The organism is Heyndrickxia sp. FW510-T9, from assembly GCF_058781025.1.
Map to the genome: position 1 here is coordinate 65,971 of NZ_JBYSWK010000014.1, position 14,702 is coordinate 80,672.

The window sequence follows — 14,702 nt, forward strand, 5'->3', positions numbered from 1 at the left end:
TCAAACGGTACCTTTTTTCCTATAGCCCTTAGTAGAAATAATAACCAGCAAAAATGCAGATACCAGCATATAGGAAATACCTCCGTACATTCCCAACGACCTTGGTGCCAGGTATTGTAGGGCAAATCCAGAAAGAAACATAGAAATACCTAATAAAGTGTTACTGATCGTTGCCAACAAACCAAACATTGTTCCTTGATGCTCTTCAGGTATCTCCCGCATAAGGATGGTATCAAAGCAGGCATTGCCAATCCCGGACATAAATGCAACTCCGCAAAACACAAGAAAGGCTAACGCGATTAAATGAGTTCTGCTTAATAACAAGAGAAAAGTACCTTCCATCATTAAACATAGCAGCCCAGCTAAAAGGTAATTTTTACGAAGTCGGTTTGCGACGGAAAAACTTAGCATCAACCCTATCCCCAACGCCCCATAAAATAGGCCAACCCCTACATCGCCGAGATGATATTCTTTTACTGCATACACACTTATTAGAACATTATCTATCCCATTCATTGAAGCCACCATTATTTCACAAAAAAGAAGAAGCTGAATCGGTGCAGACATGAGCACAACCTTTTTAAAGGTAGAGAAAGGGTTTCCTTTTATTACTTCATCGAAATTCCTTTTCGCATTTTTTTCAGGAAAAGATATGGTTGAAATAATGATAGCAGCCATCAAAAAGGATACTGCATTAAACCAAAAGGTGACATTCGCTCCAAAAATCGTTGAAACAATTCCTCCTGAAAAGGCTCCTCCTATTAATACAACACCGACCATCACTTGCTCCAAACTATTTACTTTGACCAGATGATTTTTCTTCACGAGACGCGGAATAGATGATTTCCTAGCTGGAGCATAGATTGCTTCCCCTGCCGCTAATACAAAAGAGCCAACATAGACAATTCAAAGGTCCTCTTTGCCATTCACCATTAGAAAGGAAAGGGCGAATACTATTCTAATAAGATCTGTTACTACCAAAATCGTTTTTCGTGAGAACCGATCCGAAAGCCATCCACCTATTGGTCCAAAAAATAGGGATGGTATCATACGAATGGCTAAGGTCACCCCTACCGCCATACCCGAACCGGTAATATGCAGAAGCATTGCCAGAATAGCAACCGAACTAAAACGGTCCCCGATACCATTGACAACCCCAGCCAAAAATAATCGACGATATTGTTTCTCTTCTTTTATTATTGTTATTCCCAAACTTCTCACCTCCTTTGACATTTATCTAATTTCATATATATCTAATTAGTTATTTAAAAAAATAAAGGTGCCCAGTGACACCTTTATTAATTTAACCACCATAATTCCACAGGATTTAGCTCATATTGATTATTCTCCCTGTACATATATTGGCACATAATTAACTCGCGCCTCAATGTTGCATAATCTTCATGAAACTGTTTTAAATATTCGTTGATTTCCTTTTCCGGATAAACCTTTCCAAACTCTAGCCCTTTTGCCATGTGGGCAAGGACAACCAGCTTTTTCTTCCGCTGTGCTGGATAATTTTTCAGCTTTCCATCCTTTGTAAAGAAATTATTGAGTATAGCGCCACGTTCTTCTTCTGTCACAGACATTTCCATATTGGATCCCCCTCCTGTTCCAACCATTAAAATAGCCTTTGCACTTGTTTCCAAAATTTTGGTGTTTAAGGAAAAATAGATGGTATTTTTATCTCTTCGTTCTTTAATTAATCCGACCTCACGCAACTTCGCTATATGATGCGTGATCGTCGGAGGTTTAAGTCCCAACTTTCCGGCAATCGCCTGACCATGCAACGGGCCTTGCTGAAGCAGAGCAATAATCCGAATTCGCGTAAGGTCTCCTAAAGCCTTATGAAATTCAACAATTTTGTTTAATTGCATTCGAAAACACACCTACTTTTACAATTATCTAATTAGATATTAATCAAATTGATTTGAAAAATCAATAGATTATTTGAGGGATTATTAAAAAATTTTCAGCATGCGGCAAATGAACGAAACAATTCTTGTTCTATTGTGACCGATACTGACTGTTTCGAACGAATATGGGAACAATTCTCGCACTATTGTTCCTGTTGCTAACTCTGTCAATGGAATACGGGAACATTTCTCGCACTATCGTTACCGTTGCAGACTCTGCCATGGTAAACGGGAACATTTCTCACACTATTGTTCCTGTTGCTAACTCTGCCGATGGAATACGGGAACATTTCTCGCACTATCGTTACCGTTGCAGACTCTGCAATTGGTAAACGGGAACATTTCTCACACTATTGTTCCTGTTGCTAACTCTGCCGATGGAATACGGGAACAATTCTCACACTATCGTTACCGTTGCAGACTCTGCCATTGGTAAACGGGAACAATTCTTGCTCTACAGTTACCAGTTCGTTCCATGCTGATGGAAATCTGGTTACAATCATTCCAAATTCAATGATAAAAGCCCCACCTTCTAGGCAGGGCCTTCATCATGATTTGATTAGGATGTTTGGGGTAGTCTGTGTCTAGTTACAAGGCATTTATTGCCTTTGTTTCTAAACGCTGACCCGTAAAAGAGACTTTTTTAAATCTCCTTTACGGATCAGCCTTTAATAGGCTAGATACCTTTCATTCCATAGTATTCTTCTAATGTGATATGTTTTTTATAAATGGTGGTCGCTATTTTTACGCCAACATAACGGAAATGCCATGGTTCAAATTCATACTTTGTTATTTTTTCTTTTCCTTTTGGATAGCGCAAAATGAAACCATATTCATGAGCATGTTTAGCGACCCATATCCCTTCTTTTGTTTCAGCAAATTTTTCAACTGTATGATATTGTACGCTTTTCGCTGTTATGTCCATCGCGAGGCCTGTTTGATGTTCACTTTTCCCCGGCAAAGCTACAGCCAGTTCAGCTTTTTTGCGACCGTATTGCTGGACTTCTTTCTTAAACAAAGCAGCCTGTGTTTTATATGAACGAAAACCCGAAGCCCCATAAAGCGTCACTTTTTGAGCAGAGGCTGCTTTGAACATTTTCTCAAGTGCCAATGCCGCTGTTTTTCTCATTAATGCTTTTTCTAGCTTTTGATTTCCAAATGAAAATTTCACCTTTGGACGAACCAAGCCCTTTGGACGATAAGTTTTTGGTAAAGAATTTGTTTTATTGACCATAACGGTGGTAGACGTTGGATTTGCAACAGTATGTACAGTCTTTGAATTTAAAGATATTTGTTTGACGATAAGTGTTCTTTCATTTTGCTTTTTAGGGTTTTGGACAGCCTTTGAGGTAACACTACAACCTATTACAAATAAAACACCACTAATTAATACGATAATAAACCTTTTCATTCCATTACCCCCTTCTCATATTTAAAGACGCAATAATGGTTGAAAAAGTTACACCTAAATATAGATACCTTTCGACAAAATAACTAATTCATTAATATAAAGGCAAGCATCCGCCATCTACTTTCAAGGAATATAATAATAATAGAGAAAAGAAAAATATATTAACTATTTATACCACAATAGAATTAGAGTCTGTTCACTAATATGAACAGACTCTTTCGCAGTTTATATTTCTCGTAATTCAGGAAGCTTTCCAATGTATTGGGATTCTGGTCTAAAGAGCACATTATGTTCTGCTTGTTCCAAAATATGTGCACTCCAGCCAACTACTCGACTTGCGGTAAAGGTTGGTGTAAAGAGTTCGTCATCCATATCAATAGAACGCATAACCGCTGCAGCAAAAAATTCGACATTCGTATATAATCCTCTGCCAGGTTTATATTCCGCCAACAACTGAATGGCTGTTTTTTCTACATGTAAAGCTAAGGCTAGCCATGGATCATTTTTGCCAAGCTCAAATGCCTTTTCTCTTAATGCAATGGCTCGCGGATCTTTTGTTTTGTAGACACGATGCCCAAACCCCATAATGCGTTCTCCTTTTTCCAATTTGTTGCGAAGCCAGTTTTCCGCATTTTCTTTTTTGCCGATTTCATTCAACATTTTAGTAACATCTGTCGGCGCACCACCATGTAACGGTCCTTTCATTGTTCCAATAGCGGATGTAATAGCGGAAATCATATCTGATTCAGTGGAAACAGTAACTCTTGCCGCAAAAGTCGATGCATTCATGCCATGCTCTAATGTTAACACCATGTAAGTTTCCAATGTTTTCACATGAACATCCGATGGTTTTTCTCCTGTCAGCATGTATAAATAATTTTCAACATGACCAAATTCCCGGTTTGGTCTAATTGGTTCTCTTCCATCCTTTTTTCGTTTCCAATAAGCAATAATCGTCGGCATAATTGCCGTTACCTTGATGGCTTGATCAATAGTTGGCTTCCATCTATAGCTTGTATCCCCCATTGCAGAAATGACGGTTCGTAAAACTCCCATTAATTCCATATTTGCTGGTAGCTGCTTCATAATTGTTTCCATATTGGAAGGCAACTCACTATGTTTTTTCAACTGTTGGTCTAATTCATCTGCTTCTTCAGGTGATGGTAATTTCCCATACAAAAGCAGATAGGCAGCTTCAACAAAAGTGTGATGGATTGCGATATCTTTTGCTTCATATCCACGATACACTAAATGCCCCTTTTCTCCATTAATATAACTAATCGCTGTTTCTGCAGCTACAACCCCTTTTAATCCGTGTTGAACCATTTTCATTTCCTCCTTTATCGCTTTGAATTTAGTATACGTGCTATAATTGATAAAAAAAATTAAATATTTTATATTAATTCAATTAAACATACTAATCAGGAGGTGTAAGAATGGACTTAAAATGGATACGCACGTTTATTACTGCCGCAAAATATGAAAACTTTCGTAAAACGGCGGATGAGCTCTTTATATCGCAGCCTACTGTAACCGTTCAAATTAAGCTTTTAGAAGAGGAAATTGGTAGTACTTTATTTCAGCGGGATGGAAGAAAGGTGACTATAACAGAGGACGGAAGAAGATTTTTACCTCATGCGGAGAAACTATTAGGAGTTTACGAAACAGGAATGTCCGATTTGAATCGATTTCGACAAGGCTTTAACCAAAAGCTTACATTGGCTATTTCCCCACTGATAGCAGATACGATTATGCCATTTGTTTTAAAACGCTATATGACCTTGCACCAGGAAATTGAAATTAATGTACAAGTAGTTGATTCCGAATTTATTGCTGATGCTGTTTTAAATGGAGAAGTTGATTTAGGACTTTCCAACCAACATATAAAGAATTCTGATTTGATTTGCCGGCCGTTATACGATGATCCAGTTATTTTGATTGTTCCTCATGACGGAAAAGATAGTGAAACCGCCCCACCATTGGATGCCGAGGATTTGCTGCAAAAAAACTACTTAATTACTCACAACCATCCTGAATATTGGGATCAATTACTGCATTCCGTTCGTGCTGTTGTCCCAGCAATTCGTACAATGGCCGTTTCGCAGGTTAATGTAACGAAGCGTTTTATTATTGAAGGATTGGGCATTTCCTTTTTACCATCCTCCACTGTGCGCCGGGAGCTATTAGAAGGTAGATTACTGGAGGCACCATGTCCTTTTATCAATTTGCCTAATTCTAAAACATATGCAATTTTAAAGTATGAACATCCTAAAGAAATTCAATTTCTTGAATTCTTAAGTCAATTCCGATTCTAGTTTTCCAATTTAAATGTTCAAAAGATTGATTTTACAGTATAATAGGAAAAAAGTAGGTGCTACAGCTCTAGCGTACGGATCTAGTAGTCTTTGACGAGACTAACGAAAAACACAGCGAGATAGTATACGAGCTAGTGAAATTTGTAATCCAAATTCACCTAATCCCCTTACTCTTAGGCAGAGAAGTAGAAACCCACTAACCGCTACCTGCGTTAGACATAGATTGAACTCGTTAAATAACTGATATAATTAAAATACTTATACTTTCTTAACTTTTAATAAATATGATAGAGAACAGAAGGTAGATATAGATGATCAAGGATATCATTGAATTCAAAAGAAAACAGCTTTATGAAACCATTGGTCTTGCCGGATTGACATCAGAGGAAACCCTAAAAGTTAGCCAAGAACTAGAAAGATTTATGATTTACCATACAAGAGTGTCCGGGACTCCTGCAAGTATGAATTCAAATCAAATAAAGGTTCATGCAAATTCCTTACAAAATATTATAGACATTGCTTCGAAGGAGAAACTCGATCTTCCATTTGAAATAAATGACCAAATATTAAGGGGTACTGAATGGATTAATTTTCATTTCGCTCATACCTTATTACATGCGATGAACGATCGTTATGGTACAGAAATAGTTGAATACATCGGAGAATATGTACCATTAAACTGTATTTTCCCAAAAGAAGTGCAAAGCTTCCACCAAGCATTAAAACTTTTGAATTTCATTTTCAATTTGAATCACAAAAGTCCCGATTATATTGGGGAATATTTACCTTTTATGGACATTAAGAACGAAACCGTCCTTTTCTGCTATACACCTGATTACTCATCAGCCTTTAATTACGGCATTATTCAAGGCCTAGCGAAAAAATTCAACCACTCATTAAAAGTGAAGGTACTGGACCAAGATAATGGAGGACAATTTAAAATTGTTGGATAAGATCAAGCAAAGCTGGGATCTTAAAAGTGTTGGGATACCCAGCTGTCATTACATTTCAAAAGTTGTCACATTTATACGCAAAATGGTTAATTCCTGCTTATTTTCTAACCCCTCATTAAAATCCGCTTATCTGAATGCATCGAATAGAATAGATGAATAATACACCACCTGAATGTTCCGTAAACTCACTACCAATAAAGCATAGAATTTTCTCTATAAATACTTTATAGATGTATCCAAAACCTCCTTACAACATTCCCATCCTCTTCAACGAAACTAGTATCTTCCAATCCGCCATTGTTTAAGATTGTCTTAGCGGAACCAATATTTTGTTCATCACATGTCACTAGAACTTTAGAAATTCCAAGTTCCTTCACCTTTTCAAGAGACAATGCCAGCAGTTTCGTTGCATATCCTTTTCTTCTTTCAGTTGGACGGATACCGTACCCAATATGACCACCGGTATTAAACAGTTTCTCTGTTAAGCCATGGCGAATATTTACAGCCCCTATGACTTTATCATTTTTATCGATAAGCCAATAGGTAGAATCCGGCACCCAATTAGCAGGAAGATTTTCTCCCTTTTCCGCCTCTAATAAGGATTGAACCATTCCTTCAAAATCACTAGGATCCTTACTGATAACCCATGGCACCATATTTTCGCCGCTTACTTTCCATTCTTGATAGAAAGATAGATATTCATTTTTTAATTTAACAGTTGGCTTGATTAGTATTACTTCATTTTCCATATCCTAGACCCCCAAATGGATAAATTGAATCTAGTTTAACATATAGATATACGGAAGAATATAGAAAATTAGTTGTGGATTCTAGTTCCACAAAGTGCATCGGGTAAAGATAAGAAGCCGTTTAACTAATCTTTGAAGGAAAAAGTATATGGACTATTTGTACTGCCAATACCGATCATTAGTTTGAGATCACTCGATGAATAAAGAACAGTATGGAAGGTGCCAAAGTAGTTTTTATGAACTGTGGCAACAAGTCTCGGATTTAATATCTTGCCTTAACAAGGAGAATTAAGACTTTGTAGAGAAATTATATAGTATCAAACTGAAGGGAAGACTTTATTCATGACTGTTATTACGAAAGACATACATAAAAAATTAGCTATTGATAGTTTCAATCAAACATGGGATTTACTTGAAAAGACGAATCGTACCAAAATGGAAGATGACACAATGATACATATGGCACATACTTCACGTTTTCATTGGGGAGTAGTCGGTGAACCTGTTAACTTTTCAAGAGGTGAGTGGCAAATATCCAGGGTGTATTCTACCCTTGAGCGACCAGAGCCTGCACTTTATCATGCAGGTAGAAATTTAGATATATGTCTAGAAAACCAAATTGGGGATTTCGATCTTGCATTTGCTTATGAGGCACTAGCTCGTGCGCATATGGTTGCTGGGAATAAGGAAGAAGTAAATCATTATAAAAAGCTTGCTCTTGATGCAAGTGAACATATAGAAAAAGAAGCGGATCGAAAATTATTGTTAAATGATTTGAAAACCATTTAACAAGGAGGTTATTATGCGCGAAACGTTTCAAAGATTAAAAGAAATTTTAACTAAATATGAAGACCAGCTGATTGTTAATCAAGATGCAGATGCTGCATATTATTTAAATACACGAACCAATCCAATGAAAAAAAATGAAGAAGGCTTCTTCGGTGCTGTACATATTAAGAAAAACTATGTGAGTTTTTATCTGTTTCCAGTTTATGTTTGCCCTTCTCTTCTAAATCAAATGACACCTGAACTTAAAAAGAGAATGCAGGGAAAATCGTGCTTTAACTTTAAAAAGATCGATGAAACTCTTTTTCAGGAGTTAGAGGAATTGACCGCAGCTGGTTTTAAGGTGTTTAAGAACAATGGTTTTATTTAATCTCTATTTCGATGCATTGGAAAAGTGATGAAAAAGTTACGCGGCTAACAAGGTTTGGTTTAGATATTAATTGTTCTGCAAGGTATAACTGGAGGAAATAATAATGACTGAAGCAATAATACATGGGGTTCTTCTTGCCTTTGGCCTTATATTACCTTTAGGTGTACAAAACGTATTTGTTTTTAATCAAGGGGCAAGTCAGCCTACATTAATTAGAACGATACCCGTTATTCTTACCGCTTCCTTATGTGACACCGTTTTAATTAGTGCCGCTGTTTTAGGTATATCCGTGGTTGTTCTGACATTTGAATGGCTAAAAATGATTATTTTCGCCATCGGATTTTTGTTTCTTTTATATATGGGCTGGGTTATCTGGAAAAGCCAAGCCACCGTTGAACAAAATAAGCAAGTACGTTTTTCCGTAAAGCAACAAATTGCCTATGCCGCATCTGTTTCGTTGCTAAATCCCCATGCTATACTTGATACGATTGGTGTCATTGGGACAAATTCTCTTAATTATCACGGACTCGATAAGTGGGCTTTTACCGTTGCAACCATTATCGTCTCATGGATATGGTTCTCTGGCCTAGCGGTTGCAGGAAAGCTACTGAGAAAACTGGACCAAACCGGAAGAACACTAACTATTTTAAATAAACTCTCCGCTCTTATTATCTGGGGAGTTGCTATTTATATGGGAATTGAATTATTAAAGGAAGTGGGTTAATTGATCCAATTATTAAATATCCAGAATGATAAAATAGCGGAGCAGGTCCTGCAGGTGCAACTACCTTCTTATGAAATCGAAGCAAACTTAATGGACTTTTATGACATTCCCCCTCTTCATGATACGATCGATTCATTAATGAGAAGTTCCGAGACATTTTATGGGTACTGGAAAGAAGGAAAACTAGTCGGTGCAATTTCGATTGAGGTCGAGAAAGAGGACCAGCATCTGCAAATATGCAGACTGGTGGTTCACCCATCCTACTTTCGCCAAGGAATTGGCAAGCAGTTGGTACAATTTATTTTTGACAAATATAAGCATCTGAAAAAATTCGAAGTATCAACAGGAGAAAGAAATACCCCCGCTAAAAACCTATATAGGAAGCTTGGATTCTATGAAACGACTAAACAAGAAATATCTCCAAATATCTATATTTCATGTTTTGAAAAGTTGAGTAAATAAGGAGTTCTTCTCCTCAAAACCAAAGTCTTCTTAAAGAAGACTGACTCAGGATGTCGTGAAATCTCTTAGCCCCTAGTATCACAAGTGGTAGTGAAGTCTATCTTATTCTAGTGTGTTTGTCTCTAAGATTTAGTTTCTCTAGGATATATATTGAAATAAGAAGCAGAAAAATCCTTAACCTGATTCATCAGGACAGATCTTTCTGCTTTTTTCTTCGTATAAATAGGATAGGACGTTCCTCCAATAAGGAAACACGCAAATAATGTGTATGTTATACGGAAGTTGATCATTTTTTAATTCAAACTCTTTTCGAACATAAACGAGCTATTTTGGAAGGAGATTCTGGCTTGTGGTGGTGAATAACCCTCACAATTGTGTCAAGTACAATTGGCTGGAGCTTAACAATTCGTGTATTTAATCATAAGAAATGGCGTGGTCAATTGACACACGCCATTTCTTTACTTTCTACCGTTATTTATCTATATAGCAAATATTGACCAAGAAATTGACTAACTTTTTGTTTAAGGATTTGAGCTACTGGCTTTACTGCTATCAGCTGTACTGCTATCACCATTTAAAAAGTCCTTAATCGCTTGCTGGTTTTTCTCTTTATCAATTTCCAAGACAGCCCCATCATAAGAGACATATCCATTTTGGTAAGCACCTTGTACAGGGACGGTAAGAGTTTCAATATTTTTCGGACGTTTTAGTAAAAACTCACTTGCTAATGCAATAGCATCACTAGTGTCCAAATTCGTCTGAATAAATGGTTGAATTGTTCCTAATAGCTTAGGCGCCTTTGTAATTCCATTTACGCTCAAAACCTCATCCTTTAAAGCTTGCATAACTTCTTGTTGGCGTGCTACACGACCAAAGTCACCTAGGGCATCATGTCTAAATCTAGCATAGCCTAATAACTCTTTTCCATGTAGCTTCTGTAGACCAGGATGTAATGTAACACCGATATTTTTTGACATTTCCTGTTTGACATTTATTTCAATTCCATCCGGTGCTAATGCATCAACAATTTTTTCAAATCCTTTAAAATTAACCATTACATAGTATTGTACGTCAAGTCCAAAGTTTTGTTTAATCGTTTGTCTCAGTAATTCCGGACCACCTAAAAAGAATGCTGTATTCAGCTTATAATTTTTATAACCTGGAATCTCAACGAACATATCCCTCATTAAAGAAATAAGCTTTACACTTTTATTTTTTGGATCATATTGAGCAACCATCATTGTATCTGTACGGGATTTTTCCTTCCCTCGTTGATCAATTCCAAGTAATAGAAAGTTTACCTTTCCATTAATATCTTTTTTACCATTGAATTCGATTTTTTCCTTTTTTATTCCTGTATTACCAGCTTGTTTTAAACCTGAATAATATTGAAAAGCGGCACACCCCGCTGTCGCAATAATTATCACAAATATAAGTAATAGAAGAATTCTGCGTCTTCTTTTTTTTCTTCTTGTTTTATTATCAAGTCTTGTAACCATAGTATCCCTCAACTTTTTATAATAGAAATTTGAATACCTATAATTTTTTGGTGACCTTTTTATTATTAATGAAAAATTGAATTTTGTCACCCCTCCAATTTTTGTTGATATAATAGGTGAAAGTTACCTTAAGAGGAAGTGCATGATATGAAAGGAATTAATCATCTACTATTTTCTGTATCGAATTTGGAGAGTTCTATCGAATTTTACAAGAATGTCTTTGATGCAAAATTACTTGTAAAAGGGAATACTACCGCATATTTTGACTTAAATGGGATATGGTTGGCACTAAATGAAGAAAAGGATATCCCAAGGAATGACATCCACCATTCCTATACTCATATAGCTTTTTCAATAGAAGAACATGAATACGAACACTATTTGTCGAAATTTCAAAACTTAAAGGTAAATATTCTTCCTGGAAGGAATCGCGATGAAAAAGATCATAAATCCATCTATTTTACCGACCCAGATGGACATAAGTTTGAGCTTCATACAGGTACATTAGAGAATCGACTAACTTATTATAAGGAAGAAAAAAATCACATGAAATTTTATATTTAAAATGGTAGTGTATAAATAGGAAATTTCAGAATTATTAAAAGGCGGAGATAAAGGAATGTTGCAAAGACATGAAATCTTATTTAATCAACTAGAATCTTTCAGAGAATGGACACTTGGAATATTAGAAAATATTACAGAAGAGCTTGCTGATATTGTACCTGAAGGATTCAATAATAATATTCGATGGAATTTAGGACATATTTATTTGGATCAATATCTCTGGATTAAAGCGGTGACAAAAGAACCTATATCGATTCCGGAAGACTTTCATGAATGGTTTGGCTTTGGTACAAAACCTGCGGATTGGACAACAGCCCCTCCAAGTTTAGATGAGCTAAAAAAGTTGTTAGCCGAACAGCCTAAATTGATTCGTGAACTTTACGAAAACCGCTTAGAGGAAGAATTTGCACCAACAGAGCTCGGAATGTATACGATCTCCCAAATTCTCGTTCGCACAATTTATCATGAAGGAATGCATGCGGAAACGATTAAGCTGCTTAAAAGATTTTTGATGAATTAGGTAATTGTTATATTTTTCAGTGGGTTTTATAAATGAATGTATCAATAGAATTAATAGTTCCAATTACGATTGAGAGTGCCCTCCATAGATTTTGTGAAGGACACTTGGTTTTGTTTTTTGCTTTATTTTGTCCTTCATCCACCTTATGAAGGACACTTTGCTTCGTTCTTCGCCTTTTTTTGTCCTTCATCCACACTATGAAGGACACTTGACTTCGTTCTTTGCTTTTTTTTGTCCTTCATCACTCTATAAGTGCTAAATTTCGAATAACTATCTTTGTTGGATGCATCTTGAAAATCCTTTTGAACTTTTTCTAAAATCGATCTAATGAGAATAAAGAAATATCATATTCCGTACGACCATTAATTGCTAATTGGCTAAGTATTTCACCAATTACACTTGCAAATTTAAATCCATGCCCTGAAAATCCGCAAGCGATGATGACCCTGTCATTTTCCGGATGATGGTCAATGATAAAATGATGGTCACTGGATTGTGTCATCAAACATGTTTTCCCTTCCTTTAGCCTTCCATTAGCTTTTGGAAGATACGTATTTAGAAATTCACGGAGTTCACTCTCATCCGAATCATATGCTCCAAAATTTTGAATATGTTGATCTGGATCAATCTTCTGACCACCATCTGTTCTTCCCAACTTAAGCCCAGCTCCATTTATACTAGGAAAGCCATAAAACATTTTATCAACATCATCTACATAAAAGGATGGGAAATGATCGATATCAAAAACTCCTTCTTCGGTTTCAAACCAGCCAACTACTTTTCTTACTGGTTGAATAGGAAGCTTTAATGTTGGTAATAACTTGGCAGCCCACGCTCCAACGGTTACTATTAACTTTTTAGCTATAAATTCATTGGTGGCTGTAATTATTTTTACTTCGTTATTATCATTCATTATTATTTCAGTTACAGGTGAATGGGATATTATATTAGCGCCATTATTGAGAGCGATTTCTTTATAGGCACGTACCGCATTTTCGCTATAGACTAATCCAGATTCAGTTTCAAAACAACCTATAAAATCATCAGGCACTTGAAACCCTGGCCATTTTTTGCGAATTTGGCTTGCTGACATGACTTCTAATGGAAGATCAAAATTCCGAGCTGCCTCTATAGTCTCCAGAAGAAATGCAGAATCCTTCTTCCCCAGCCCTAGCACGCCTGTTTTTTCAAATATTTTATAACTAGTTTGTTTTTCTAATTCTGTCCATAATTTTTGCGCACGTTGGACTAAAGTTACATACTGCCTGCCCTCGCCGTATGCATGTCTTATCATCCGTGTACCACCATGGTGACTACCATGGTCGTGCGGTGGATCAAAAGAGTCTATCAATATAGTCTTTATATTTTGTTGCGCTAAAAAAGCCCCCGCAGCCATTCCCATTGAGCCCGCACCAATGACAGCAACATCATAAATCTGTGTCATATCGATTATCTCCAATCTTTTGTCAACTGATAAAATGGAGGTTATCCTTTAAAGGATAACCTCCTGATGCATTCTTAATTTTGTTTGTAGTCATCTAAATAAGATACTGGTTTTATAACCGGAACAGCAGCACCGTTAAAGTGTTTTTTGATAAAGTCCGTTACTTCTTTTGTATGGTAAATATCCACGATTTGTTGTAGTGTCTTATCATTTTTTCGTTTTGCTTGGGCTGCGATAATGTTAACATATGCCTTATTGCTAGCATCTTCACCGAAAATAGGATCCTTAGAAGGATTTAATCCTGCATTAATCGCCATATCACAGTTAATAATAGCTGCTGTTGCGTCATCTAGACCACGTGGTGTTTGCGCTGCATCAACTGGAGTAATTTTCAAGTTTTTAGGGTTTTCAGCAATACTTTCTAAACCGCCTGCACCAGTAAATCCAGCTTTTAATGTAATAAGTCCTGCTTTTTGCATTAACAATAAAGCTCTTCCAAGATTTGTAGCGTCTTTTGGAATAATAACTTGGTCCCCATTTTTAATTTCACTAATATCTTTAATTTTCTTAGAATAAATTCCCATTGGCCAAATAGATGTTGTTCCAATTGCAGCTAAATCAAGATGATGGCTTTTTTTGAAATCATCGAAATAAACAACTGTTTGGAATGCATTAATGTCAATTTCCCCGCTATCTAATGCTAGATTAGGTTGTACATAGTCATCAAATTTAACGATTTGTACCGTAATTCCCTTTTCTTTTGCAAGCTTTTTAACAAGATTCCATGTTGGCACCTCCGATGAAGTTGTTCCGACCTTCACCACTTTACTTCCATCTGTTTTACTTGAGCTGCTGTTTGAACTGCACCCTGCAAGTACTAGGAGTAAGCCAAACACAATAATAAGTAGTCTTTTCATAATTTTTTCCTCCACATTGTTTTTTTATCGTTCATCAGGAAATTATTAAATTTAATCCTGTTGAAAACATTT

At 36.4% G+C, this 14,702-nt stretch carries 15 protein-coding genes and 1 pseudogene; 8 read left to right on the forward strand and 8 right to left on the reverse strand.

What is annotated here, in order from left to right; all coding sequences use genetic code 11:
- The 4 genes and pseudogenes from AC3WJF_RS09705 to AC3WJF_RS09720 all read right to left on the reverse strand — a co-directional run bounded on the left by AC3WJF_RS09705 (nt 1) and on the right by AC3WJF_RS09720 (nt 4,653).
- Nucleotides 1–1,233, reverse strand: a pseudogene (locus AC3WJF_RS09705) (MFS transporter).
- A gap of 65 nt (nt 1,234–1,298) precedes the next feature.
- Nucleotides 1,299–1,877 carry a DUF2087 domain-containing protein gene (locus tag AC3WJF_RS09710; RefSeq protein ID WP_492451584.1) on the reverse strand — a complete coding sequence of 193 codons (579 nt, stop codon included), beginning with the start codon at nt 1,875–1,877 and terminating at the stop codon, nt 1,299–1,301.
- 715 nt (nt 1,878–2,592) lie between these two features.
- Nucleotides 2,593–3,327: a M15 family metallopeptidase gene (locus AC3WJF_RS09715; RefSeq protein WP_492451585.1), complete on the reverse strand. Its 735-nt coding sequence runs from the start codon at nt 3,325–3,327 to the stop codon at nt 2,593–2,595.
- Nucleotides 3,328–3,552: 225 nt separating this feature from the next.
- Nucleotides 3,553–4,653 carry a citrate/2-methylcitrate synthase gene (locus AC3WJF_RS09720; RefSeq protein ID WP_492451587.1) on the reverse strand — a complete coding sequence of 367 codons (1,101 nt, stop codon included), beginning with the start codon at nt 4,651–4,653 and terminating at the stop codon, nt 3,553–3,555.
- Nucleotides 4,654–4,763: 110 nt separating this feature from the next.
- On the opposite strand from AC3WJF_RS09720, the gene AC3WJF_RS09725 reads away from it, so the two are divergent.
- Together AC3WJF_RS09725 and AC3WJF_RS09730 are read left to right on the forward strand one after the other, a co-directional pair.
- Nucleotides 4,764–5,642 (forward strand): LysR family transcriptional regulator, encoded by an 879-nt coding sequence (locus AC3WJF_RS09725; protein ID WP_492451588.1) that lies wholly within the window; start codon nt 4,764–4,766, stop codon nt 5,640–5,642.
- Between the two features lie 311 nt (nt 5,643–5,953).
- Nucleotides 5,954–6,595 (forward strand): aspartyl-phosphate phosphatase Spo0E family protein, encoded by a 642-nt coding sequence (locus AC3WJF_RS09730; protein WP_492451590.1) that lies wholly within the window; start codon nt 5,954–5,956, stop codon nt 6,593–6,595.
- Nucleotides 6,596–6,819: 224 nt separating this feature from the next.
- On the opposite strand, the gene AC3WJF_RS09735 is transcribed toward AC3WJF_RS09730, so the two are convergent.
- Entirely contained in the window at nt 6,820–7,344 is a 525-nt protein-coding gene (locus AC3WJF_RS09735; protein WP_492451592.1) for a GNAT family N-acetyltransferase, read from the reverse strand.
- A 342-nt stretch (nt 7,345–7,686) separates the two neighbouring features.
- On the opposite strand from AC3WJF_RS09735, the gene AC3WJF_RS09740 reads away from it, so the two are divergent.
- From AC3WJF_RS09740 to AC3WJF_RS09755, 4 genes are all read left to right on the forward strand, one after another.
- Complete coding sequence (locus AC3WJF_RS09740) at nt 7,687–8,133, forward strand: hypothetical protein (protein WP_492451593.1); 447 nt, start codon at nt 7,687–7,689, stop codon at nt 8,131–8,133.
- A gap of 13 nt (nt 8,134–8,146) precedes the next feature.
- On the forward strand, nt 8,147–8,500 hold the full coding sequence (locus tag AC3WJF_RS09745) for a hypothetical protein (RefSeq protein ID WP_492451595.1): 354 nt from the start codon (nt 8,147–8,149) through the stop codon (nt 8,498–8,500).
- A 103-nt stretch (nt 8,501–8,603) separates the two neighbouring features.
- Nucleotides 8,604–9,224 carry a LysE/ArgO family amino acid transporter gene (locus AC3WJF_RS09750; RefSeq protein WP_492451597.1) on the forward strand — a complete coding sequence of 207 codons (621 nt, stop codon included), beginning with the start codon at nt 8,604–8,606 and terminating at the stop codon, nt 9,222–9,224.
- Nucleotides 9,225–9,686 carry a GNAT family N-acetyltransferase gene (locus tag AC3WJF_RS09755; protein ID WP_492451599.1) on the forward strand — a complete coding sequence of 154 codons (462 nt, stop codon included), beginning with the start codon at nt 9,225–9,227 and terminating at the stop codon, nt 9,684–9,686.
- 521 nt (nt 9,687–10,207) lie between these two features.
- Here the strand turns inward: AC3WJF_RS09755 and AC3WJF_RS09760 are convergent.
- Complete coding sequence (locus tag AC3WJF_RS09760) at nt 10,208–11,185, reverse strand: LCP family protein (RefSeq protein WP_492451601.1); 978 nt, start codon at nt 11,183–11,185, stop codon at nt 10,208–10,210.
- Between the two features lie 147 nt (nt 11,186–11,332).
- On the opposite strand from AC3WJF_RS09760, the gene fosB reads away from it, so the two are divergent.
- Together fosB and AC3WJF_RS09770 are read left to right on the forward strand one after the other, a co-directional pair.
- Entirely contained in the window at nt 11,333–11,749 is a 417-nt protein-coding gene (fosB, locus tag AC3WJF_RS09765; protein WP_492451603.1) for a metallothiol transferase FosB, read from the forward strand.
- Between the two features lie 55 nt (nt 11,750–11,804).
- The gene (locus tag AC3WJF_RS09770) at nt 11,805–12,269 is read left to right on the forward strand and encodes a DinB family protein (RefSeq protein ID WP_492451605.1); all 465 of its coding nucleotides are present in this window, start codon (nt 11,805–11,807) and stop codon (nt 12,267–12,269) included.
- A 313-nt stretch (nt 12,270–12,582) separates the two neighbouring features.
- On the opposite strand, the gene solA is transcribed toward AC3WJF_RS09770, so the two are convergent.
- Complete coding sequence (solA, locus tag AC3WJF_RS09775) at nt 12,583–13,713, reverse strand: N-methyl-L-tryptophan oxidase (RefSeq protein ID WP_492451606.1); 1,131 nt, start codon at nt 13,711–13,713, stop codon at nt 12,583–12,585.
- 74 nt (nt 13,714–13,787) lie between these two features.
- The gene (locus tag AC3WJF_RS09780; protein ID WP_492451608.1) at nt 13,788–14,630 is read right to left on the reverse strand and encodes a MetQ/NlpA family ABC transporter substrate-binding protein; all 843 of its coding nucleotides are present in this window, start codon (nt 14,628–14,630) and stop codon (nt 13,788–13,790) included.
- Nucleotides 14,631–14,702 lie beyond the last annotated feature (72 nt).

What these genes read in the sequence shown, in the direction of transcription:
- AC3WJF_RS09730 (WP_492451590.1), top strand. Translation starts at nt 5,954, where the DNA reads ATGATCAAGGATATCATTGAATTCAAAAGAAAACAGCTTTATGAAACC.
- AC3WJF_RS09720 (WP_492451587.1), bottom strand. Translation starts at nt 4,653, where the DNA reads ATGGTTCAACACGGATTAAAAGGGGTTGTAGCTGCAGAAACAGCGATT.
- AC3WJF_RS09715 (WP_492451585.1), bottom strand. Translation starts at nt 3,327, where the DNA reads ATGAAAAGGTTTATTATCGTATTAATTAGTGGTGTTTTATTTGTAATA.
- AC3WJF_RS09770 (WP_492451605.1), top strand. Translation starts at nt 11,805, where the DNA reads ATGTTGCAAAGACATGAAATCTTATTTAATCAACTAGAATCTTTCAGA.
- AC3WJF_RS09710 (WP_492451584.1), bottom strand. Translation starts at nt 1,877, where the DNA reads ATGCAATTAAACAAAATTGTTGAATTTCATAAGGCTTTAGGAGACCTT.
- fosB (WP_492451603.1), top strand. Translation starts at nt 11,333, where the DNA reads ATGAAAGGAATTAATCATCTACTATTTTCTGTATCGAATTTGGAGAGT.
- AC3WJF_RS09745 (WP_492451595.1), top strand. Translation starts at nt 8,147, where the DNA reads ATGCGCGAAACGTTTCAAAGATTAAAAGAAATTTTAACTAAATATGAA.
- solA (WP_492451606.1), bottom strand. Translation starts at nt 13,713, where the DNA reads ATGACACAGATTTATGATGTTGCTGTCATTGGTGCGGGCTCAATGGGA.
- AC3WJF_RS09780 (WP_492451608.1), bottom strand. Translation starts at nt 14,630, where the DNA reads ATGAAAAGACTACTTATTATTGTGTTTGGCTTACTCCTAGTACTTGCA.
- AC3WJF_RS09750 (WP_492451597.1), top strand. Translation starts at nt 8,604, where the DNA reads ATGACTGAAGCAATAATACATGGGGTTCTTCTTGCCTTTGGCCTTATA.
- AC3WJF_RS09740 (WP_492451593.1), top strand. Translation starts at nt 7,687, where the DNA reads ATGACTGTTATTACGAAAGACATACATAAAAAATTAGCTATTGATAGT.
- AC3WJF_RS09760 (WP_492451601.1), bottom strand. Translation starts at nt 11,185, where the DNA reads ATGGTTACAAGACTTGATAATAAAACAAGAAGAAAAAAAAGAAGACGC.
- AC3WJF_RS09725 (WP_492451588.1), top strand. Translation starts at nt 4,764, where the DNA reads ATGGACTTAAAATGGATACGCACGTTTATTACTGCCGCAAAATATGAA.
- AC3WJF_RS09735 (WP_492451592.1), bottom strand. Translation starts at nt 7,344, where the DNA reads ATGGAAAATGAAGTAATACTAATCAAGCCAACTGTTAAATTAAAAAAT.